General features: G+C 69.8%; 18 protein-coding genes. 10 read left to right on the top strand and 8 right to left on the bottom strand.

Features of this window, described 5'->3' with window-relative positions; translation table 11 throughout:
- Nucleotides 1-222 precede the first annotated feature (222 nt).
- Nucleotides 223-1,092, top strand: a complete 870-nt coding sequence (gene olsB, locus GH266_RS13875) for a l-ornithine N(alpha)-acyltransferase (protein WP_244953834.1) — start codon at nucleotides 223-225, stop codon at nucleotides 1,090-1,092.
- Between the two features lie 18 nt (nucleotides 1,093-1,110).
- Here the strand turns inward: olsB and GH266_RS13870 are convergent, their stop codons facing one another.
- On the bottom strand, nucleotides 1,111-1,590 hold the full coding sequence (locus GH266_RS13870) for a GNAT family N-acetyltransferase (RefSeq protein WP_158194350.1): 480 nt from the start codon (nucleotides 1,588-1,590) through the stop codon (nucleotides 1,111-1,113).
- Nucleotides 1,587-1,889: a DUF1330 domain-containing protein gene (locus GH266_RS13865; protein WP_158194349.1), complete on the bottom strand. Its 303-nt coding sequence runs from the start codon at nucleotides 1,887-1,889 to the stop codon at nucleotides 1,587-1,589. Before GH266_RS13865 ends, GH266_RS13870 begins: the two co-directional genes overlap by 4 nt.
- 268 nt (nucleotides 1,890-2,157) lie before the next feature.
- On the opposite strand from GH266_RS13865, the gene GH266_RS13860 reads away from it, so the two are divergent.
- A complete protein-coding gene (locus GH266_RS13860) occupies nucleotides 2,158-4,470 on the top strand; it encodes a transglycosylase domain-containing protein (RefSeq protein ID WP_199270323.1) in 2,313 nt (770 codons plus the stop codon).
- A gap of 34 nt (nucleotides 4,471-4,504) precedes the next feature.
- Here GH266_RS13860 and GH266_RS13855 read toward each other — a convergent pair whose 3' ends face one another.
- The 4 genes from GH266_RS13855 to hrcA all read right to left on the bottom strand — a co-directional run bounded on the left by GH266_RS13855 (nucleotide 4,505) and on the right by hrcA (nucleotide 8,461).
- The gene (locus tag GH266_RS13855; protein ID WP_158194348.1) at nucleotides 4,505-5,707 is read right to left on the bottom strand and encodes a multidrug effflux MFS transporter; all 1,203 of its coding nucleotides are present in this window, start codon (nucleotides 5,705-5,707) and stop codon (nucleotides 4,505-4,507) included.
- An 88-nt stretch (nucleotides 5,708-5,795) separates the two neighbouring features.
- Nucleotides 5,796-6,557: a M48 family metallopeptidase gene (locus GH266_RS13850; RefSeq protein ID WP_244953691.1), complete on the bottom strand. Its 762-nt coding sequence runs from the start codon at nucleotides 6,555-6,557 to the stop codon at nucleotides 5,796-5,798.
- The gene (gene moeB / locus GH266_RS13845; protein WP_158194347.1) at nucleotides 6,554-7,360 is read right to left on the bottom strand and encodes a molybdopterin-synthase adenylyltransferase MoeB; all 807 of its coding nucleotides are present in this window, start codon (nucleotides 7,358-7,360) and stop codon (nucleotides 6,554-6,556) included. Before moeB ends, GH266_RS13850 begins: the two co-directional genes overlap by 4 nt.
- Nucleotides 7,361-7,393: 33 nt before the next feature.
- Nucleotides 7,394-8,461 (bottom strand): heat-inducible transcriptional repressor HrcA, encoded by a 1,068-nt coding sequence (hrcA, locus tag GH266_RS13840; protein WP_209001458.1) that lies wholly within the window; start codon nucleotides 8,459-8,461, stop codon nucleotides 7,394-7,396.
- Between the two features lie 276 nt (nucleotides 8,462-8,737).
- Here hrcA and rph point away from each other — a divergent pair, with 276 nt between their 5' ends.
- The 6 genes from rph (at nucleotide 8,738) to nagA (ending at nucleotide 15,332) form a co-directional block, all read left to right on the top strand.
- Nucleotides 8,738-9,451: a ribonuclease PH gene (gene rph, locus GH266_RS13835; RefSeq protein WP_158194346.1), complete on the top strand. Its 714-nt coding sequence runs from the start codon at nucleotides 8,738-8,740 to the stop codon at nucleotides 9,449-9,451.
- 7 nt (nucleotides 9,452-9,458) lie between these two features.
- Nucleotides 9,459-10,112: an RdgB/HAM1 family non-canonical purine NTP pyrophosphatase gene (gene rdgB / locus GH266_RS13830; RefSeq protein WP_199270322.1), complete on the top strand. Its 654-nt coding sequence runs from the start codon at nucleotides 9,459-9,461 to the stop codon at nucleotides 10,110-10,112.
- Nucleotides 10,109-11,266, top strand: coding sequence for a radical SAM family heme chaperone HemW (gene hemW, locus GH266_RS13825; RefSeq protein WP_209001457.1), 1,158 nt, complete (start codon nucleotides 10,109-10,111; stop codon nucleotides 11,264-11,266). Before rdgB ends, hemW begins: the two co-directional genes overlap by 4 nt.
- A 340-nt stretch (nucleotides 11,267-11,606) precedes the next feature.
- The gene (gene phaZ / locus GH266_RS13820) at nucleotides 11,607-13,163 is read left to right on the top strand and encodes a polyhydroxyalkanoate depolymerase (RefSeq protein ID WP_425329544.1); all 1,557 of its coding nucleotides are present in this window, start codon (nucleotides 11,607-11,609) and stop codon (nucleotides 13,161-13,163) included.
- Nucleotides 13,164-13,187: 24 nt separating this feature from the next.
- Nucleotides 13,188-14,057, top strand: coding sequence for a glucosamine kinase nucleotide-binding domain-containing protein (locus tag GH266_RS13815; RefSeq protein WP_158194343.1), 870 nt, complete (start codon nucleotides 13,188-13,190; stop codon nucleotides 14,055-14,057).
- A gap of 87 nt (nucleotides 14,058-14,144) precedes the next feature.
- Complete coding sequence (gene nagA / locus GH266_RS13810; protein WP_158194342.1) at nucleotides 14,145-15,332, top strand: N-acetylglucosamine-6-phosphate deacetylase; 1,188 nt, start codon at nucleotides 14,145-14,147, stop codon at nucleotides 15,330-15,332.
- On the opposite strand, the gene GH266_RS13805 is transcribed toward nagA, so the two are convergent.
- Nucleotides 15,320-17,035 carry a sulfatase-like hydrolase/transferase gene (locus tag GH266_RS13805; RefSeq protein WP_158194341.1) on the bottom strand — a complete coding sequence of 572 codons (1,716 nt, stop codon included), beginning with the start codon at nucleotides 17,033-17,035 and terminating at the stop codon, nucleotides 15,320-15,322. The two genes, nagA and GH266_RS13805, sit on opposite strands and share 13 nt — an antisense overlap.
- A 324-nt stretch (nucleotides 17,036-17,359) precedes the next feature.
- Between GH266_RS13805 and GH266_RS13800 the strand changes: the two genes are divergently transcribed.
- On the top strand, nucleotides 17,360-17,881 hold the full coding sequence (locus tag GH266_RS13800; RefSeq protein ID WP_158194340.1) for a TRAP transporter small permease: 522 nt from the start codon (nucleotides 17,360-17,362) through the stop codon (nucleotides 17,879-17,881).
- Between the two features lie 6 nt (nucleotides 17,882-17,887).
- Entirely contained in the window at nucleotides 17,888-19,210 is a 1,323-nt protein-coding gene (locus GH266_RS13795; protein WP_158194339.1) for a TRAP transporter large permease, read from the top strand.
- Nucleotides 19,211-19,245: 35 nt separating this feature from the next.
- Here the strand turns inward: GH266_RS13795 and GH266_RS13790 are convergent, their stop codons facing one another.
- Nucleotides 19,246-20,754, bottom strand: a complete 1,509-nt coding sequence (locus GH266_RS13790; protein ID WP_158194338.1) for a cytochrome P450 — start codon at nucleotides 20,752-20,754, stop codon at nucleotides 19,246-19,248.
- Nucleotides 20,755-20,892 lie beyond the last annotated feature (138 nt).

The following is a 20,892-nucleotide window of genomic DNA, read 5'->3' as shown; positions in this document are numbered from 1 at the left end:
GCCTGCTTCCGCCGGGATTCTTTGCCGGTTGAGGATGCCGGCAGGCCCCGGATCGGCCGGCAAGAATGACACGAGAATGGCCGGGCCGGGCGTGCTCGAAACCGGCCCCGTTGCGTGGCGGCGTCCGCGGGAGGCAAGCAGGGAAGGCTCGGGGCCATGTCTAGAAACGCTGTTCTGTCGCCGCTGTCGCCGCGCGGCCTGATGCGCAAGTTCGCTCCGGCGATGGCGACAAGCTGGCTGGCCGGGATGAAGGCCGCCCCGTCGGGCCGCAACGTCCCCAGCCTCGGCCGCATCGGCTCGCTGGAGGTGCGCCTTGCCCGCAGCGCCAAGGAGATCCGCAAGGCCCAGGAGTTGCGCTACCACGTCTTCTACGAGGAGATGTCGGCCATCGCCGACCCGGCGACCCAGTCGACCAGGCGCGACGTCGATGCCTATGACGACATCTGCGACCATCTCCTGGTGCTCGATCACGAGCTCACCGAGCGCAACAAGCTCGGCCGGCGCAAGCCGCGCATCGTCGGCACCTACCGGCTGCTGCGCCAGGACGTCGCCGAGCGTCACGGCGGCTTCTACACCGCCGCCGAATTCGACATCCAGTCGCTGGTCGACACCCATCCGCGGCTGCAGTTCCTGGAACTCGGCCGCTCCTGCGTGCTCAAGCCCTACCGCACCAAGCGCACGGTGGAGCTGCTGTGGCACGGCATCTGGGCCTATGTCCTGATGCACCGGATCGACGTGATGGTCGGCTGCGCCTCGATCGAGGGCACCGATCCGGACCGCATGGCCTCGCAGCTCGCCTTCCTGCACCACAATGCGCGGGCGCCGGAAGCCTGGCGGGTGCGCGCGGTCGGCGAACGCTATGTCGAGATGAACCGCATGCCCAAGGCGGAGGTCAACGAGCGCCAGGCCCTGCGCGAGCTGCCGCCCCTGATCAAGGGCTACCTGCGGCTCGGCGCCTATATCGGCGACGGCGCGGTCGTCGACCACCAGTTCGGCACCACCGACGTGCTGATCGTCATGCCGGTGGAAGCGCTGAACAGCCGCTACGTCAATCACTACGGCGCCGACGCCGGCCGCTACGCCAGCCAGTAGGCACTGAGACGGCGCGGCTCAAAGCCGCCGCGCCCACGGCTCCAGCCGGTAGCGGGCGGCGATGTTCCGCGCGCCGGGATCGATCTGGCCCGCGTCGAGCCGCACGAAGCCGACATGGTCGAGAAAACCGCCGCGCTCGGGCCGCGCGAAGGCGATGAGCGCGGGATAGCAGGCGAAGGCGCCATGGCCGAGCACCGAGGCCAGCAGCGAGCGCGACAGGCCGCGGCCGCGGCAGTCGCGGGCCACTCCCAGCACCGACAGCCACATCGCCCCGTCCAGTTCGCCCGCCGCCGCCATGGCGACGGGCCGGCCGCCCCGGAAGGCGCCCCAGACGCGATTCTCCGCCGCCAGCACGTCGAGCTCGGGTAGCAGCCCGCCCGGAGAGGCGGCCGGAGACCAGTCGCGCCGGTCCGCCTGCGCCATCCACAGCTCGTGCAGGGCCGGGACATCCTCGGGTCCTGCAACCCGGACCACGAAGGCGCCGGCGGAGGCGCTCACGGCTGCGGGCCGTCGTAGCCCTCGACGATCACCAGATCCGACACCGCGTGCGAGGCGCGCAGCGACTTGGCATAGGCATAGGCGTCGCTCTCGTAGCAGGCGACAGCCTTCTCGTAGCTGTCGAACTCGATCACCACGTTGCGCTGGCGCGCGGCGCCTTCCTTGCACTCGAAGCGGCCGCCGCGGACGATGAAGCGGGCGCCATAGGCGCGAAACGCCTCGGCATTCGCCTCGATATACTTCTTGTAGGCGTCCGGATCGCTCACATCGACCCGTGCCACCCAATATGCCTTCGCCATGCCTGCACCTTTCATGGAGCTGCGGCCGCCCTGTGCTGCCGCGTGTCGCCCCCCGCGTGTGGGACCAAGGCGTAGCGCGCGGCCGGTAGGGCTGTAAAGCCGTGCCGGGGTGCGAGCCGCTGCCGTCCTGCCGTACTTAACACCCCCTTAAATCGCCGCATTTAGGCTCCAAGGCGAAGCTCGGTCAGGCGCGCTGTGCCGGAGGATCCGCACCGGATCGACCAGCAGCCGACGCCCCTGGTACACCTTGGAGGGACAGACCGAATCGATGGCTCGCGGATCGACACCCGGAAGCCGGCGCCCCGCCCGCGTCAAGCCGAAGATGGAGCGCAGCGGCGCAACGCTCGACATGCGGCTGACCGGCGCCGACCGGCCGGCGGCCGGCGGACATGCGCCCTCCTCCTCGTCCCCCTCCTCCTCCGCTCCGGCCCGCAAGCGCGCGCCCCGCAAGGCCGCCTCGCTGGAGAGCGCCGGCAACGGTTCGGGTAATGCGTCTGGCAGCGGTTCGGGTCTCGGCGGGGTGTCCGGCGGCCGGCTCTCGGGCGGCGGCGGTAACGGGAGCGGGGGCAAGGGCGGCGGCCGCAAGGGCGGGCGCGGCAAGTCCCGTGCCAAGCGCCAGCGCGGCGGGATCTCGCGCCTGCTGAAGCGGGGCCTCTACTGGGGCTTCGTCCTGTGCATCTGGGGCGGCATCGCCGGCGTCGGTGTCCTCATCTATTACGCCGCCTACCTGCCGCCGACCTCCGAATGGAAGGTGCCGCAGCGCCCGCCCAATGTGCGCATCGTCGCCGCCGACGGCACCTTGATGGCGAATCGCGGCGACACCGGCGGCGAGGCGGTGCGGCTCGAACAATTGCCGCCCTATCTGCCGCAGGCGGTGATCGCCATCGAGGACCGGCGCTTCTACTCGCATTTCGGCCTCGATCCACTGGGCCTCGGCCGTGCGGTGCTGACCAACATTACCTCCGGCCGGCTGGTGCAGGGCGGCTCGACGCTGACCCAGCAGCTGGCCAAGAACCTGTTCCTGGAGCCGGACCGCACCCTGCGACGCAAGGTGCAGGAAGCGGTGCTGGCGCTGTGGCTGGAGACCAACTACTCCAAGGACGAGATCCTGGAGATGTATCTCAACCGGGTCTATTTCGGCGCCGGCGCCTATGGCGTCGATGCGGCCGCCCGGCGCTATTTCGGCAAGTCGGCGCGCTTGATCAGCGTGTCGGAGGCGGCAACGCTGGCCGGCCTGCTCAAGGCGCCCTCGCGCTATGCCCCGACCCGCAACCCGGACCTTGCCCAGGAACGCGCCACCACCGTGCTCGCGGCCATGGCCGAGGAGGGCTATCTCACCGACACGGAGGCGCGCGACGCCATCGCCGCGCCGCTGCGCGTCGTCACCCACCACACCTCGGCCAGCGAGAACTACGTCGCCGACTGGGTGATGGAGCTGCTGCCGGGCTATGTCGGCGCCATCGAGGACGACATCGTCGTCGACACGACGATCGATCTCGGCCTGCAGATCATCGCCGAGGATTCCCTGCGCCGCGCCCTGTCGGAGGAGGGCGCCAAGCTCGGCGTCGGCCAGGGCGCCATCGTCACGCTGGACGGATCGGGCGCGGTCAAGGCGCTGGTCGGCGGCCGTGACTATGCGCAGAGCCAGTTCAACCGGGCGGTCAATGCCCGGCGCCAGCCCGGTTCCGCCTTCAAGCCCTTCGTCTATCTCGCCGCGCTGGAGCGCGGGCTGACGCCCGCAACCGTGCGGGTCGACGAGCCGGTCAAGATCGGCAAGTGGGCGCCGAAGAACTACACCAAGACCTATCGCGGCCCGGTGACCCTGACCGAGGCGCTGTCGCTGTCGCTCAACACCGTGGCCGCGCGGCTGGCGGAAGAAGTCGGCCCGCGCGCCATCATCCGCACCGCCCGCAAGCTCGGCATCACCTCGCCGCTCGCCTCGAACCTGTCGATCTCGCTCGGCACCTCGGAGGTGACGCCGCTGGAGATCGCCGCCGGCTACACGCCGTTTTCCAATGGCGGCTATGCGGTGGTGCCGCATGTCATCCGCCAGATCCGCACGCTCGAGGGCAAGGTGCTCTATGCGCGCACCGGCGACGGCGCGGGGCGGGTCATCGACCATGCGACGCTGGCCGACATGAACATGATGATGGCGCAGACGCTGACCACCGGCACCGGCAAGATCGCCAATCTGCCGGGCCGCCCGGCCGGCGGCAAGACCGGCACCAGCCAGGATTTCCGCGACGGCTGGTTCATCGGCTATACCGGCTCGCTGACCACCGCCGTCTGGCTCGGCAACGACGACAATTCGCCGACCAAGCGCGCCACCGGCGGCTCGCTGCCGGCCAAGGTCTGGAAGGACGTGATGCAGGCGGGGCACCAGGGCCTGCCGGTCGCCAGCCTTCCGGGCGTGTCCGACCGGCCGGTGCAGGTCGCAGAACCTGCCGCAGCGCCGCTCGACATGCCGATGCGCGACATTCCCGCCGAGGGCGATCCGTCCCGCCGGCTGCCGCCGATGCGCGATTCGGGTGGCGGCGGGGGCGGCCCGCTCGACCTGCTCAACCGGATCTTCGGGGGCTGATCGGGGGGCTGAGAGACGCCGCTCAGCCGGCCCCTCACCCTGCCATGCGGGCGCGGCGGCTGACCAGCAGCGCCAGCACCGCGCCGAAGCCGTTGGCGGCGATGATCAGCGCCAGCGGCAGGGCGGTGCCGCCATGGGTGGCGCCGACGCCGATGCCGACCGCCGCGGCAATGCTCATCTGGCAGATGCCCATCAGCGAGGAGGCGCTGCCGGCCCGGTCGGGGAAGGGCATCAGCGCCGCGGCCTGCGCCTGCGGCAGGGCAAGGCCCACCCCCACCATGTAGAGCATCATCGGCGCGATGACGGAGAGCGCCGAAGGCGCGGCGAGGACCGCGACGATCATCACCGTCCCGCCCAGCGCCAGCGCCGCGCAGCCGGTGAGGATCGTCACCTCCGCGCCCTTTTTCGGCGCCAGCCGCTGGCCGATCAGCGTTCCCACCACATAGGCGCCGGCGCAGAGCCCGAAGGCGATGCCATAGAGCGAAGGGCTGAGCCCGAAGATATCCTGCAGCACGAAGGACGAGCCGGAGATGAAGGCGAAGAGGCCGCAATAGGTCAGCGTCACCACCGCCAGATAGGCGGCATAGGCGCGGTGGCGCAGCAGGCCGCCGAAGCCCGACAGGATCGCCCGGACCGAGAACGGCGCCGTCTCGCGCGCCCGGATCGTCTCGGGCAGCCCGCGCCAGACGCCGACGATCACCGCGGCGGCAAAGGCGACCGAGACCAGGAAGACGAAGCGCCAGCCGCCGGCCGCCGCGATCAGCCCGCCGAAGAACGGCGCGATCGCCGGGGCAAGGCCCATGATCGAGCCCATGCGGGCGAGCTCCTGGCCTGCGCGCGGGCCCTCGTAGAGATCGCGCACCACCGCACGCGCCAGCACCACCGGCCCGGCGGCGCCGAAGGCCTGGCAGAAGCGCGCCACGATCAGCACCTCGACGGTGGGCGCCAGCGTGCAGGCAAGGCTCGCCACCGCATAGATGGCAAGGCCGGCGATCAGCACCGGCTTGCGGCCGATGCGGTCGGCGAGCGGGCCGTAGAACACCTGGCCGACGGCAAAGCCGACGAGGAACACCGACAGGGTCAGCTGCACCGACGCGTGGCTGGTCTCCAGCTCGCGCAGGATCGAGGGCAGCGCCGGCAGGTACATGTCGGTGGAGATCGGGCCGAGCGCCGTCAGGCTGGCGAGCAGGATGGTGAGCGCCCAGGTGTCCGGCTTGAGGGTGTCCGGCTTGAGCATGCGAGCGGCCTTCTGGCGGCGGCGCGCGGCCGCGAGTTCGGGCGGGCGCCGGTGGGGAGAGGGCGGCTGGCGGGGCAGGTCTGCCGGGTCAGCCGTAGAGATGCAGGCGGCCGCCCTCGCGCTTCAGCCAGTCGCGCGCCTCCTCCGTATGCGGGGCAAGGCGGCGGCAATGGGCCCAGAAGCGCGGACCGTGGTTCATCTCGGCGAGATGGGCGACCTCATGGGCAGCGACGTAATCGAGGATCGACGGCGGCGCAAGCACAAGCCGCCAGGAGAAGGACAGCCGTCCGTCCGACGTGCAGGAACCCCAGCGGCTGCGGGTATCGCGCAGGGTGAGCGCCGAAGGCGTGCGGCCGAGCGCTGCCGCGTGGTGCGCGACCGCGCGCTCCAGGTCCCGCCGCGCCTCGCGCTTCAGCCAATCGGTGAGCTTGCGGGCGATGTGTTCGGCAGCGCCCGGCACCAAGAGGCGGCCAACCTCATCGTCTTCCGGCTCCGGCGCCGGCTCGGCGCGCACCAGTCCGCGCAAGCCCCCCGCTGCAACGATCCGGTGCGCCGCCCCGCGCAGCGGGATCACGCCGCCTTGCGCGAAAGGCACCGCCTCGGGCCGCTCGCCCAGCCGCCCGGCCAGCCAGCCGCGCTGGCGCTGCGCGAAGTCGCGCGCGGTGGCCAGGGTTCCGCCTTTCGGCACGGTCAGCACCGGCGCGCCGCCGTCCGGCGGCACCCGCAGGATGTAGCGTCGCGCCTGCGGGTTGCCGCGCAGCACGATGCGCTGCTCCCGCCCGTCGATCTCCAGCGTGATCTCCTCGGGCAGGACCGGTTGTTGCCGGCGCAGGCGGAAGAAGCCGTTCACGCGCCGGCCAACTCGTCGAAGCGCTTGCGGACGGTGCCGTTCAGCGGGTTCTTGGCGTTCCAGCGATAGCGGATCGTCTCGAAGCGCATGGAGCGGGTGTCGACCAGCAGCAGCCGGCCGAGCAGGCCCTCGCCGAAGCCGACGATCTCCTTGATCGCCTCCATCGCCTGCATCGTGCCGACGATGCCGGTCAGCGCGCCGAGCACGCCGGCCTCGGCGCAGGTCGGCAGCAAGCCGTCGGCCGGGCGCTCGGGGAAGAGACAGCGATAGGTCGGGTTCGGCGTGCCGTCCTCGCCCGCCTCATACGGCTTCAGCAGCGTCAGCGAGCCGTCGAGCCGGCCGACGGCGCCGGTGACCAGCGGCTTGCCGGCGAAGAAGCAGGCGTCGGAGACGAGATAGCGGGTGGCGAAATTGTCGGACCCGTCGACGACGAGGTCGTAGCGCGAAATCAGCGCCAGCGCGTTCATCGCGCCAAGCCGCGCCACATGCGGCTCGACCTTCACATGCGGGTTCAGCCGGGCGATCGCCTCGGCCGCGCTCGCCACCTTCGGCTCGCCGAGATGGTCGGTGTCGTGGATCACCTGGCGCTGCAGGTTGGACAGCGACACGGTGTCGTCGTCGACGACGCCCAGCGTGCCGACGCCGGCCGCCGCCAGATATTGCAGCACCGGCGCGCCGAGCCCGCCGGCGCCGATCACCAGCACCCGTGCGGCCTTCAGCTTCTGCTGGCCGGGGCCGCCGACATCCTGCAGCACGATGTGGCGGGCATAGCGTTCGAGTTCTGCGGGCGAAAGCGGGGTCATCAGGGGATCCGGGGCATCAAGGGAGGCAGGCGGTCAGCGCAGCAGGCGGCCGACCAGCCGGGCGGTATAGTCGACCATCGGGATGACGCGGGCATAGTTCAGCCTCGTCGGGCCGATCACGCCGAGCACGCCGATGATCCGGTCGTCCTGGTCGCGGAAGGGCGAGACGACGATGGAGGAGCCGGAGAGCGAGAACAGCTTGTTCTCCGAGCCGATGAAGATGCGCACCCCCTCGCCGCCCTCGGCGGCGGTCAAGAGCTGGATCAGGTCGCGCTTGTTCTCCAGGTCGTCGAACAGCAGGCGGATGCGCTCCAGGTCCTGCTCGGCTTCCAGATGCGACAACAGGTTGGAGCGGCCGCGCACGATCAGCGAGCCGGCCGCATCGACCACGCCGGAGCGGGTGGCGATGCCGGCTTCCACCAGCTTGGCGGTCAGCTCGTCCAGCTCCTTCTGGTGGCGGTCGCGCTGGATCTCCAGCTCGCGCCGCGCCTCGGCGAGCGTCCGCCCGCGGATCAGGCTGGTGAGATAGTTCGACGCCTCGATCAGGGCGGTCTGCGGCAGGCCCGGCGGCAGGTCGACGATGCGGTTCTCCACCGAACCGTCGTCGCCGACCAGCACGACGAGCGCCTTCAGCGGCTCGATGCGGACGAATTCGACATGGCGCAGGCGCACATCCGCCTTGTGGGAGAAGACGACGCCGGCGCCGCGCGACAGGCCGGACAGCATCTGGCTGGCCTCGGTCAAGAGCTGCTCGCTGGTGCGCTCGCTGCGCGCCGCCTTGACCTGGATGTCGATCTGGTCGCGCTCCTCTCGCGTCAGGTCGCCCACCTCCAGCAGCGCATCGACGAAGAAGCGCAGGCCCCCTTCCGTCGGCATACGCCCGGCCGAGGTATGCGGCGAATACAGCAGCCCGGCATGCTCCAGATCCGACATGACGTTGCGGATCGAGGCCGGCGACAGCTGGATGCCCGGCAGGCGCGACAGGTTGCGCGACCCCACCGGCTCGCCGGTGTCGAGATAAGATTCCACGATGGCGCGGAAGATCTCCCGCGACCGCTTGTCGAGGTCGCCAAGGCTCACGGACGGCACACCCAGCGTCACGTTCCTGCTCCCCGGTTCTGCAAATCCACCTTCGGCACCTCAGGTCCCCTGCCCGTCGTTCCTGCCGCCCGGCGGTGCGGCGCATCCCCGAATATAGTGCGCCCTGCACGCGATTGCCCATGCCAAAGGCGCAAGGGCGAGGCCCCGCACGGGGGCGCCCATACGGGACAAGCGGCAGACAGGCATTTCATTCCGGTCCCATATTGGATTAAGAGGGACGCGAAACAGGAGCAAGGGGCATCGACGCCCCGCGCGGCAGGCTTGAAGGGGATCGACATGCGGCCATCCAAACGTGCAGCGGACGAGTTGCGCGCCGTGACGCTGGAACGGAGCGTTTCCAAGCACGCGGAAGGGTCGTGCCTGGTCAAGTTCGGCGACACGCATGTGCTGTGCACCGCGAGCCTGGAAGAGCGCATTCCGCCCTGGCTGCGCGGCCAGGGCCGCGGCTGGGTGACGGCCGAATACGGCATGCTGCCGCGCGCCACCGGCGAGCGCATGCGCCGCGAGGCGTCCTCGGGCAAGCAGTCCGGCCGCACCCAGGAGATCCAGCGGCTGATCGGCCGGTCGCTGCGCGCCATCGTCGACCTGCCGCTGCTCGGCGAGCGCCAGATCTCCGTCGACTGCGACGTCATCCAGGCCGATGGCGGCACCCGCACCGCCGCGATCACCGGCGCCTGGGTCGCCCTGCACGACTGCATCGAGTGGATGCGCGCCCGCGACATGGTCGGCGGCAAGGTGCTCAAGGACCATATCGCCGCGATTTCCTGCGGCATCCATGCCGGCCAGCCGGTGCTCGACCTCGACTATCTCGAGGACTCCGACGCCGACACCGACGCCAATTTCGTCATGACCGGCTCCGGCGGCATCGTCGAGATCCAGGGCACGGCGGAGGGCGCGCCCTTCTCCGAGGAGCAGTTCGCGCAGCTGTTGGCGCTGGCCAAGTCCGGCATCGGCCGGCTGGTCGACCTGCAGAAGATGGCGATCTCGTGAGGTTCGCATGACCGACACCCCCTCCCCCATGCGCCGGCTCGAGCCCGGCCGCATCGTGCTGGCGAGCCACAATCCGGGCAAGCTGCGCGAGTTCGAAGACCTGATGGCGCCCTACGGCTACGAGGTCGTCTCGGCCGGCTCGCTCGGCCTGCCCGAGCCAGAAGAGACCGGCACCACCTTCGAGGCCAATGCCGAGCTGAAGGCCCGCGCGGCCGCCGAGGCCTCCGGCCTGCCGGCGCTCGCCGACGACAGCGGCTTCTGCGTCGTCGCGCTGAACGGCGATCCCGGGGTCTATTCGGCCCGCTGGGCGGGACCGGAGAAGGATTTCGCGATGGCCATGCGGACCATCGAGGAAAAGCTGCATGCCGCCGGCGCGACCGATCCGGCGGACCGCCGCTCGTCCTTCGTCGCCGTGCTGTGCCTTGCCTGGCCGGACGGCGAGATCGCCCTGTTCCGCGGCGAGGTCGAGGGCACCGCCGTGTGGCCGCCGCGCGGCAGCGGCGGCTTCGGCTACGACCCGATGTTCCAGCCGGACGGCGAGAGCCGCACCTTCGGCGAGATGTCGGCGGACGAAAAGCATGGCTGGGCGCGGCCGGACAAGGCCCTGTCGCACCGGGCCCGCGCCTTCGCGGACTTCTCGGCGCGCTGCCTGGAGGCATGATGGCTCAGGCGGACGGCGGTTTCGGCATCTATGTGCATTGGCCTTTCTGCGAGGCCAAATGCCCGTATTGCGACTTCAACAGCCATGTCCGCCATGCCGGCGTCGATCAGGCGCGCTTTGCCGCGGCTTTCGAGCGGGAGCTCGCCTATTTCGCCGCCCGCACGCGCGGACGGAAGGTCGACTCGATCTTTCTCGGCGGCGGCACGCCGTCCCTGATGCTCCCGGCGACCGTCGGCCGCGTGCTCGACGCCATCGCCGGCCACTGGGAAATCTCGCCGACCGTCGAGGTCTCGATGGAGGCCAACCCGTCCTCGGTGGAGGCGGAGCGGTTCCGCGGCTATCGCGCGGCCGGCGTCAACCGCCTGTCGCTCGGCGTGCAGTCCTTGCGGGATGCGGACCTGAAGCGCCTCGGCCGGCTGCATGACGCGGCCCAGGCGCGCGCGGCCATCGGCATCGCCCGCTCGACCTTCGAGCGCATCTCCTTCGACCTGATCTACGCCCGGCCCGACCAGAGTGCCGCCGCCTGGCGCACCGAGCTGGAGGAAGCGATCGGCCTTGCCGCCGACCACCTGTCGCTCTACCAGCTGACCATCGAGCAGGGCACGCCCTATTTCGAGCTGCACCGCACCGGCAAGCTGGTGGTGCCCGATCCCGACACCGCCGCCGATCTCTACGACCTGACGCAGGAGATCTGCGCCGCCCACGGCATGCCTGCCTACGAGGTCTCCAACCATGCCGTTCCGGGCGCCGAGTGCCGGCACAATCTCGTCTACTGGCGCTATGGCGACTATGTCGGCGTCGGTCCCGGCGCCCATGGCCGGCTGACCGGCGGCAACGGCAAGTTCGCCACCGCCACCGAGCGCCACCCCGAGACCTGGCTCGCCGCCGTCGAGGCGCGCGGCGAGGGGCTGGTGGAGGACATGTCGCTGACCCAGGAGGAGCAGGGCGACGAGTTCCTGCTGATGGGCCTGCGGCTGGTGGAGGGCGTCGACCTTGCCCGTTTCGAGGCGATTTCCGACCGCCGGATCGACCCGCGGCGCGTCGCCGACCTCATCGAACACGGCATGGTGGAACGACTCGACGGCACGCGAATGCGCGTCACGCCGGCCGGTTGCCTCGTCCTGGACGCCGTCGTCGCCGATCTTGCATCGTGATTTTTAACGGTATCTGCTGAAAAAACGCTAGCGCCGCAACTTTTTTCCACCGCGTGGCCGCTTCCGGCAAGATCCTGTCTTGCCTCGCGTTTTCGCAGCGGTTGCGAGAAGTTTTCCTCCGCGGAACCGCTGCGTCCGGTATCCCCGCACCGCTTCGGCCGATGTGGACCTCCGTACAGGTTGAAGCGGCGTTAATCTTTGTCATACTATTTTGCAATGCGAAAAAAGGCAGGCGGCTTATGCTGCACTGCCTCACGGAGATTGCGAGGTCGGTCACGTGTTCTATCAGGTCTATGAATTCAATCATGCGGCGATGAGTCCGCTGCGGGCAAGCGCGGACATGACGCGCCTGTACTTCCAAAACCCGCTCAATCCGTTCTCTCACACCCCGATCGGGCGCTCGGTCGCCGCGGGCTGCGAAATGATCGAGCGGATGACCCGGCGCTACGGCAAGCCGGAATTCGGCCTCACCCAGACCACCGTCAGCGGCGTCAAGGTGCCGGTGCGCGAGGAGATCGTCTGGAAGAAGCCGTTCTGCAACCTCCTGCATTTCGACCGCAAGCTCGGCGAGCGCAAGCACAAGGGCCCGCGCATCCTGATGGTTGCGCCGATGTCCGGCCACTATGCGACGCTGCTGCGCGGCACGGTCGAGACGATGCTGCCGAGCGCGGACATCTACATCACCGACTGGATCGATGCGCGCATGGTGCCGCTCACCGACGGCCGCTTCGATCTCGACGACTACATCGACTACGTCATCGAGATGCTGCAGTTCCTCGGGCCGGACACCCATGTCATGGCCGTTTGCCAGCCCTCGGTCCCGGTGCTCGCCGCCACGGCGGTGATGGAGGCGCATGGCGATCCCTGCGCCCCGGCCAGCGTCACCCTGATGGGCGGTCCGATCGACACGCGGATCAACCAGACCGCCGTCAACGACCTGGCCGAGAGCAAGAGCATCGACTGGTTCGAGCGCAACGTCATCATGAAGGTGCCGTTCCCGCAGCCGGGCTTCATGCGCGACGTCTATCCGGGCTTCCTGCAGCTTTCGGGCTTCATGAGCATGAACCTCGACCGGCATGTCAACGCCCATCACGAGTTCTTCCAGCATCTCGTCTCCGGCGACGGCGACAATGCCGAGAAGCACCGCGACTTCTACGACGAGTATCTCGCGGTGATGGACCTGACGGCTGAGTTCTACCTGCAGACGGTGGAGACCGTGTTCATCCGCCACGCGCTCGCCAAGGGCAAGATGCGCCATCGCGGCGATCTGGTCGATTGCGGCGCCATCCGCCGCTCGGCCCTGCTCACCGTCGAGGGCGAGAAGGACGACATCACCGGCCGCGGCCAGACGATGGCGGCGCACAATCTGTGCGTCAATCTCTCGCCGGACATGCGCGCCCATTACATGCAGCCGGATGTCGGCCATTACGGCGTCTTCAACGGCTCGCGCTTCCGCTCGGAGATCGCCCCGCGCATCCTCGACTTCATGCGCAGCCACGCGCATCTGCCGGCCACGGCTCCCAAGGCCGCCGACACGGCGAAGTCGGCATCCACCGAGGTGACCATTCCCGTTGCCGAAAAGCCCGCCGAGAAGCCGGCAGAGGCGAAGGCGCCCGCCAAGGCGCCCGCAAAGGCGGCTTCCGATCCGCTGGCCGAGGTGCTGCTGGCCAGCCCGCGCGGCGGCGTTGCCGACGACCTCACCGCCATTTCCGGCGTCGGTCCGAAGCTGCAGACCGCGCTCAACGGCGCCGGCATCTTCCACTACTGGCAGATCGCCGCGCTCACCGACGAGCAGATCGCCGCGCTCGACAGCCGCCTCGACTTCCGCGGCCGCATCGACCGCGACGGCTGGATCGAGCAGGCCCGCAAGCTCGCCGAGCAGCCCGCCACGCACTGAGCAGCGGGCAGTGGGCGCACCGACATGAGCTCCTGGCTCATCGCCATCGACGGCGGCGGCAGCACCTGTCGCGCCGCCCTTGCCGGCCGTGACGGCGAGATCGTCTCGCGCGGCCTCGCCGGCCCGGCCAATGTCGCGACCGATCCGCAGCAGGCCGCCGCAAACATCATCGCGGCGGCGCGCTGCGCCCTTGCCGAGGCCGGCCTGCCGGCGGAAGCGATCGCCTCCTGTCCGGCGCTGCTCGGCCTTGCCGGCGCCCGCCAGCTCGGCCGCGACGGCCGCTCGCTTCTCTCCCTTCCCTTCTCGCAGGTGGAGCTCGTCGGCGACGGCGAGATCGCGCTGGAGGGCGCGCTCGGCCCCCATGACGGCATCATGGCGATCCTCGGCACCGGCTCGGCCTTTCTCGCCCGCCAGGGCGGAGAGATCCGCAGCGTCGGCGGCTGGGGCGTGCATCTCGCCGACCAGGGGGGCGGCGCCCGGCTCGGCCGCGAGGCGCTGAAATCGGCGCTGCTGTCGCGCGACGGGGTGCGCCCGCGCGGGGTTCTCGCCGAGACGCTGCTTGCCGCCTTCGGCGACGATCCCGCCCGCATGGTCGCCTTCGCCGGCTCCGCCCGCCAAGCCGATTTCGCCCGCCACGCCCCGGCGGTCTTCGATGCCGCAAAGGCCGGCGACGGCGAGGCCGAGGCCCTGCTTGCCGCCTTCACCTTGGAGGTGGAGGAAATGCTCGCCGCCCTGCTGTGGCCCGGCTGCGAGCGCATCGTGCTGATGGGCGGCCTTGCCCCGCTCTATGCGCCGCGTCTTGCACCGCCCTTTGCCGCGCACCTTGCCGCGCCGCTCGGCGATGCGCTGGACGGCGCGGTGCGCATGGCCCAGCGCGCGTTTTTCGCCCCCTGACGCTTGCGCGCCGCAAACGGCTGGCGCAAAAAGCGGCAGGACCCTTTCGCCGGCGACAGGCCGGCCCCGACGCGGGATGCCCGGACCATGCCTGACGAGACCCCCTGGCGCCCCCTGGCGATTTCTGCCGCCAAGATCTTCGACGGCGAAAGCTGGCACGAGAACGCAACGTTGCTGGTGGAAAACGGCGGCATTGCCGGCATCGTGCGCGGCCACGACCTGCCGGGCGATGCGCAGCGTATCGAGGCGGCCGGCGACATGCTGGTGCCCGGCTTCATCGACCTGCAGGTCAATGGCGGCGGCGGGGTGCAGTTCAACTCAGCGCCCGACCGCGATGCCATCGCCGCCATCGCGACCGCCCATCGCCGCTTCGGCACCACCGCTTTCCTGCCGACGCTGATCACCGACACGCCGCAGGTGACCGCGCGGGCGATCCGCGCCGCCATCGGCGCGGCGACCAGCGTGCCCGGCTGCCTCGGTCTGCATCTGGAGGGGCCGCATCTCGCCCCCGCGCGCAAGGGCGCCCATGCGGCCGAGCTGATCCGGCCGATGGACGAGGACGATATCGCCCAGCTCGTCGAAGCCGCCCGCCGCCTGCCGCTGCTTGTCGTCACCCTGGCGCCCGAGATCGTGCCGAGCGAGACGATCCGCCGGCTTGTCGATGCCGGCGTCGTGGTCAGCCTCGGCCACAGCGAAGCGGATCACGCGGCCGCCCTGGCCGCAACCGTCGCCGGCGCGCGCCTCGTCACGCATCTCTTCAACGCCATGAGCCCGCTCGGTCACCGGGCGCCGGGCCTTGCGGGGGCGGCGCTGGCCACCGGCGCGCTGTCGGCCGGCATCATCGTCGACGGGCTGCATGTCGCCGATCCGGTGATCGGCATCGCCGCGCGCGGCAAGGCCGGGCCCGGCCGCCTCTTCGTCGTCACCGACGCGATGGCCCCGCTCGGCACCGATGCCAGCTCCTTCACGCTGAACGGCCGCGAGATCGCCCGCGAGCCGATGGGCGAGGGGCTCGGCCGGCTGACCCTTGCCGACGGCACGCTGGCCGGCGCCGATATCGACATGTCCGCCTCGCTGCGCCGGCTCGCCGGGCCTGTCGGCCTGCCGCTGGAGCTGGCGCTGCGCATGGTCTCGCTGCATGCGGCCGAGGCCGCCGGCCTTGCCGAGCGCAAGGGCCGGTTGCTGCCCGGACATGACGCGGATTTCGTCGAGCTCGATAGCGCCTTGCGGGTCCGCGCCACCTGGATCGCCGGCAGCCGGCTCTATTCGGCCTGATCCATCGGCTTCACCTTGCCGCGATAGAAGGCCAAGGCCTCCGCGCCGACATCGGCCTCGTCATAGGCGCCGATCAGCACGCCTGTGCGCCCGCCCGCCCCGCCGCGCCGGGCGAGGATCTGCTTGTCGCTCACCGTCGTGCGCTGGCTGAGCCGCAGACCCCAGTCGGCCAGCACGGCGCGCAGCCGCGCCACCTCGCCGGCATGGGCCGGGTCGCGGCCGAGATCGGCGAATTCGGACGGATCGCTCGCCAGGTCGAACAGCATCGGCGGCAGCCCGCCTTCCGCGTGGATCAGCTTGTAGCGCCCGTCGAACACCATGAAGAGCCGGGCATCCTTGACCGAAACGCCGAGCCGGTCGGCCATCGGCGTGCAGGAATAGTCGTATTCGCTGATCGCCGCGCGCCGCCAGTCTGTGGGCGTCTCGCCATGCAGCCAGGGCAGCAGCGAGCGTCCCTCCAGGATGTGACCGGGCAGGTCCGGCGCCTCGCCGTCCCGCCGTCCCGCCACATCGACGAAGGTGGCGGCAAGGTCGATCGCCTCGACCAGCGCGTCGCAGGTGCTGCCGCGGGTCGCATCGGCCTTTGTCGAGGGATCGTAGACGATCAGCGGCACCTTCACCGAGGGCTCGTGGAAGAGGTCCTTCTCGCCCAGCCAGTGGTCGCCGAGATAGTCGCCATGGTCGGAGGTGACGACGATCATCGTGTCGTCCAGCGCGCCGCTTTCCTCCAGCGCGTCGAGCAGCCGGCCGAACTGGTCGTCGCACTGGCGCACCAGGCCCATATAGGCGGGGATTGCCGCCTCCCGCACCTCGTCGCGGGCAAAGCTGCGCGAGGCCCGGCTCTGCATGAAGGCCTCGAAGACCGGGTTGGGGTCGGCCCGCTCGCGCTCATCGCGCAAGGCCGGCAGCACGTCTTCGCGGCCGTACATGTCGTGATAGGGCGCCGGCACGATATAGGGCCAGTGCGGCTTGATGTAGGAAACGTGGCAGAGCCAGGGGACCGCTCGCCGCTCCTCGTGCCGCTCTGAGAGGAAAGCCAGCGTCTCGTCGGTCAGCCACGGCGTCTCGGCGTCTTCTTCCCGCACATTCGCCGCGAGCCCGGCATTGCGCATCAGCCAGCCGCTCTCGATTTCGCCACGCCCGGCCGCGTCCCGCTCCGCCGACAGGCCGGAATTGGCATGGTCGTGCCAGGGGTTGCGGCTGTCGTAGCCGCGCGCCTTCAGAAATTCGTTGTAGGGCGAGGGCTTGGCATCATACGGCCCGTCCGGACCTTCCGCCCACAGCCCGTCGTCGCGCACCCTCGCATCGAAGCCGCATTCGGCGATGCGCGTGCCGATGATGCCGCCGCGCGAGATGCCGAGCCGGTCGAGCCCGGCATCGTCGACCTTCATGTGGGTCTTGCCGATCAGCACCGCGTCCATGCCGCGCGCCCGCAGGTGGTCGCCCAGCGTGACCTCGCCCGCCTTCAGCGGATAGTTGTTCCAGGCCGCGCCGTGCGAGCCGACATAGCGCCCGGTATAGAAGCTCATGCGCGAGGCGCCGCAGATCGGCGACTGCACATAGGCATTGGTGAAGCGCACCCCGCGCGCCGCCAGCCGGTCGAAATTCGGCGTCTCCAGCCGCGGATGGCCGGCGCAGCCGAGATAGTCGAAGCGCAGCTGGTCGTACATCACGAAAAGGATATTGCGCGCGCGTCTCGCCACTGCCGGACACTCCCTCAAATCGCTTGCTTCAGGCCCAAATCGCTTGTCCACCGGCCTGCAGTTGAGCCGAGCCGGCAGGGCGAGGCAAGCGCAGCGCCAGATGCCGGCCTGCGGTTATACAAACTCATCCAAATCTCATTTTACATTACCTTTTGCATGGATCACCCTGTCAGCCTTGCCGGTCGCCTGCGTCATCGGGCAGGAGTTGTCGCGGCGCGTGCCAGCGGCTAAGAGCAGGACGACAGGGATCGCAAGGCAGCCTGCAAGGGCTGCGGGCCGCATGCCGCCGGGCGGCAGGTCCGCGCTGGGGAGGAACGAAAGCAAATGCGCCAATCCGTCGAACGGCTGCTGGAGCGGCTTTCCGCCTGGCTGGCGATCGTCGGCGGCGCGGTGCTGGTCGCGCTGACGGTCGCAACCGTCGTGTCGATCACCGGCCGCGCGCTGACCTCCGCCGGTCTCGGGCCGATCCCGGGCGACTACGAGCTGGTCGAGGCCGGCACCGCCTTCGCCATCTTCGCCTTCCTGCCCTGGTGCCAGCTCAATCGCGGGCATGTCACGGTAGACCTGTTCCTTGCCCGCTTCGGACCGAGGGTCAATGCGGGCGTCGATCTTGTCGCCAACATCCTGATGACGCTGGCCAGCGGCCTGATCTGCTGGCGCCTGTGGCTCGGCATGCTGGACAAGCAGGCCTATCACGAGACCACCTTCATCCTGCAGTTTCCGCTGTGGTGGCCCTATGCCGCGGCGGTGGTCGGTGCCGCTTTCGCCGTGGTGGTCTGCGCCTATACGGTCTGGCGCAGCCTCGACGAGACCCTTGCGCGGCCCGCAGCCGCCGGCCGGGAGTAACCGAACGTGTCATCGCTCGAATACGGCCTGTGGTCGGTTCCCGTCCTGCTGCTGATGATCTTCCTGCGCCTGCCCATCGGCCTGTCGATGCTGCTGGTCGGCATCGCCGGCACGTCGCTGGTCACGGGGAGCACGGTGCCGATCCTGGCGCAGCTCAAGTCGCTGGTCTACAGCACCTTTTCCAACTACTCGCTGTCCATCGTGCCGCTGTTCCTGCTGATGGGCCAGTTCGCCACGCGCGGCGGCATGTCGCGCGCCCTGTTCCGCGCCGCCGAGACCATGGTCGGCCACCGGCGCGGCGGCGTTGCCATGGCGGCGGTCGCGGCCTGCGGCGGCTTCGGCGCGATCTGCGGCTCCTCGCTCGCCACCGCCGCGACCATGGGCCAGGTGGCGCTTCCCGAGATGCGGCGCTGCGGCTATTCCGGCGCCCTGTCGACCGCCTGCCTTGCCGCCGGCGGCACGCTCGGCATCCTCATTCCGCCCTCCGTGGTGCTGGTGATCTACGCCATCCTGACGGAGCAGAACATCGCCAAGCTGTTCGTCGCCGCCTTCATTCCCGGCATCCTCGCCGCCCTCGGCTACATGCTCACCGTCTCGCTCTATGTGCGCTTTCGCCCCGGCAGCGCCGGCAGCCAGGACAAGGCGAGCCGCGCCGAGCGGATCGCGGCGCTGATCGCCGTCTGGCCGGTCATGGTGATCTTCGTCGCGGTGATCGGCGGCATCTATTCGGGCATCTTCACGCCGACCGAAGGCGCGGCGGTGGGCGCGGCCGGCACCGGCATCGTCGCCCTTCTCAACGGCGGGCTCGACCGCAAGGGGCTGGTGGAGTCCTTCCTGTCGACCGCCAGCGCCACCGGCATGATCTTCTTCATCGTGCTCGGCGCCACGGTCTACAACGGCTTTCTCGCCTTCTCGCAGCTGCCGCAGCAGTCGGCCGCCTATGTCGGCGAGCTCGGGCTCAACCCCTGGACCGTGCTGCTGATCATCCTGGTCTGCTACCTCGTCTTCGGCTGCATCATGGATTCGCTCTCCATGATCCTGCTGACGATCCCGATCTTCTTTCCCATCGTCTCGGCGCTCGATTTCGGCCTGCCGCCGGAAGAGTTCGCCCTGTGGTTCGGCATCATCGTGCTGATCGTGGTGGAGGTGGGATTGATAACGCCGCCGGTCGGCATGAACCTCTTCGTCATCAACTCGATGGCGCCCGACGTGCCGCTGTCGCAGACCTTCCGCGGCGTCGTGCCGTTCATCGCCAGCGACATCGTCCGCGTGGCGATCCTGGTGCTGTTTCCGGGCCTGACGCTCGCCCTGGTGCGCCTGCTCTACTGACGGGGCCGCGAACGGCGGTCATGGCCGAGGCGGGCTCACGCGCGCGGCGCGGCGGGGATGCGCGGCTGAAGCCGCATCGGCAGGCGCTCGCCCGGGCGCAGGGTCAGCCGGCAGATCGGCTGCACGTCGGTGCCCGGCTCCAGCTTCACGTCGAAGCCCTGCGCCAGCATCGCCAGCGACAGGATCGATTCGGTCAGGCCGAACGCAAGGCCGGCGCAGATGCGCGGGCCGATGGCAAAGGGCACGTAGCCGAATTTCGACTGGCCGCCGCGCGTTGTGCCGAGGAACCGTTCCGGCTCGAAATTGTCGGCGCGCTGCCACAGTTCCGGATTGCGGTGCAGCAGCCAGGGCACGACCATGACCAGCGAGCCCTTGGGCGTTGCCACGCCGCCGATCGTGTCGTCGGCCAGCGCCTCGCGGGCAAGGATCGGCACGGGGGGATAGAGCCGAAGCGTCTCCTCGATCACCGCGCGGGTATAGGACAGGCGGGCGACATCGGCGAAGTCCGGCGTCCGGCCCTGCAGCACCGTGTCGAGTTCGGTCTTGAGCGCCTCGCGCGCCCAGGGCGCCTGCGACAGCAGGAACCAGGCCCAGGACAGCGTGTTGGCCGTCGTCTCGTGGCCGGCCATGAAGATCACCGCCGCCTCGTTGCGGATCGCCTCGCGCGACAGCGGCTTGCCGTCCTCGTCGCGGGCCTCCAGCAGCCCGCCGATCACCGAGGTCTCGCCGTCGCTCCGGCGCGCCTCGTAGCTGGTGATGATCTCGTCGAGCACCTTGTCGATGCGCGCGACCGCACGGCGGATCGCCCGGCCGCGCCGGCGCGGCAGCCAGTCGGGCAGGCCGAGCAGCGAGATCAGGTCGATCTGGTCGATATGGCGCTGATAGTCGGTGAAGCTTTCGACCACCTCGGCGGCGTAGTCGCGGCCGAGCTGGCGGCCGAAGATCGTCCGGCAGATGATCTCCGCCGTCAGGTGCGCCATCTCCTGCAGCATGTCGACCGGCGCATCCGGACCTGCCGCCTCCCAGGCGGCGCGCCGCTCGGCGATGGTCTCGGCCATGACGGGGAAAAAGTCGCGAACCTTCGAGGCATGGATGATCGGGCCGACGATCTGGCGCCGCCGCCGCCAGGTCTCGCCGTCGGAGATGAACAGGCCGTCGCCGAGCAGCGGTTCCAGCGCGTGGCGCATCTGCGCGCTCTTGCGCTCGAACGTGTCGTGCTTGCGCACGAAGGCCTCCTGGACCAGGTCCGGGCTGTTGCAGACGAAGATCTGCTTGCGCAGCACGGCGATGCGCAGCCAGGGCTTGGCGAAGGCCGAGCTCGGCCAGACCGAGAGGAAGTTGCGGCGGGCGAGCCCGATCAGCTTCCAGACCGGCGGCGTCGATTCCGGGCGCAGCGGACAGGGCGGCACATAAGTGCCGGGCGCCGCCGCCTCGGCTGTCGCGGGCGAGGCTCCGCCATGGCCGGCAACGGGGCAGCCGGCGGCAGCCGCAGCAGATTTATCCCCGTCACTCTCCCCGTCGATGGTTCCTGTCGGTCGCTGCATGGGTCCTATCCGGGGTCCTGTCCGGGTTGCTGTCCGGGGTACTGTCCGGACGGGGGCCGTCTCGTCCCTCCCTTATGGCAAACCTGGCGACCGGCTCCAAGTCCGGCCTTTGGGCAATTTCGAGACGGGACTCTCGAA

Source organism: Stappia indica, assembly GCF_009789575.1.
Taxonomy (GTDB): domain Bacteria; phylum Pseudomonadota; class Alphaproteobacteria; order Rhizobiales; family Stappiaceae; genus Stappia; species Stappia indica_A.
The sequence above is the reverse complement of the archived record's forward strand: the minus strand, read 5'-3'. Positions and strand labels throughout refer to the sequence as shown.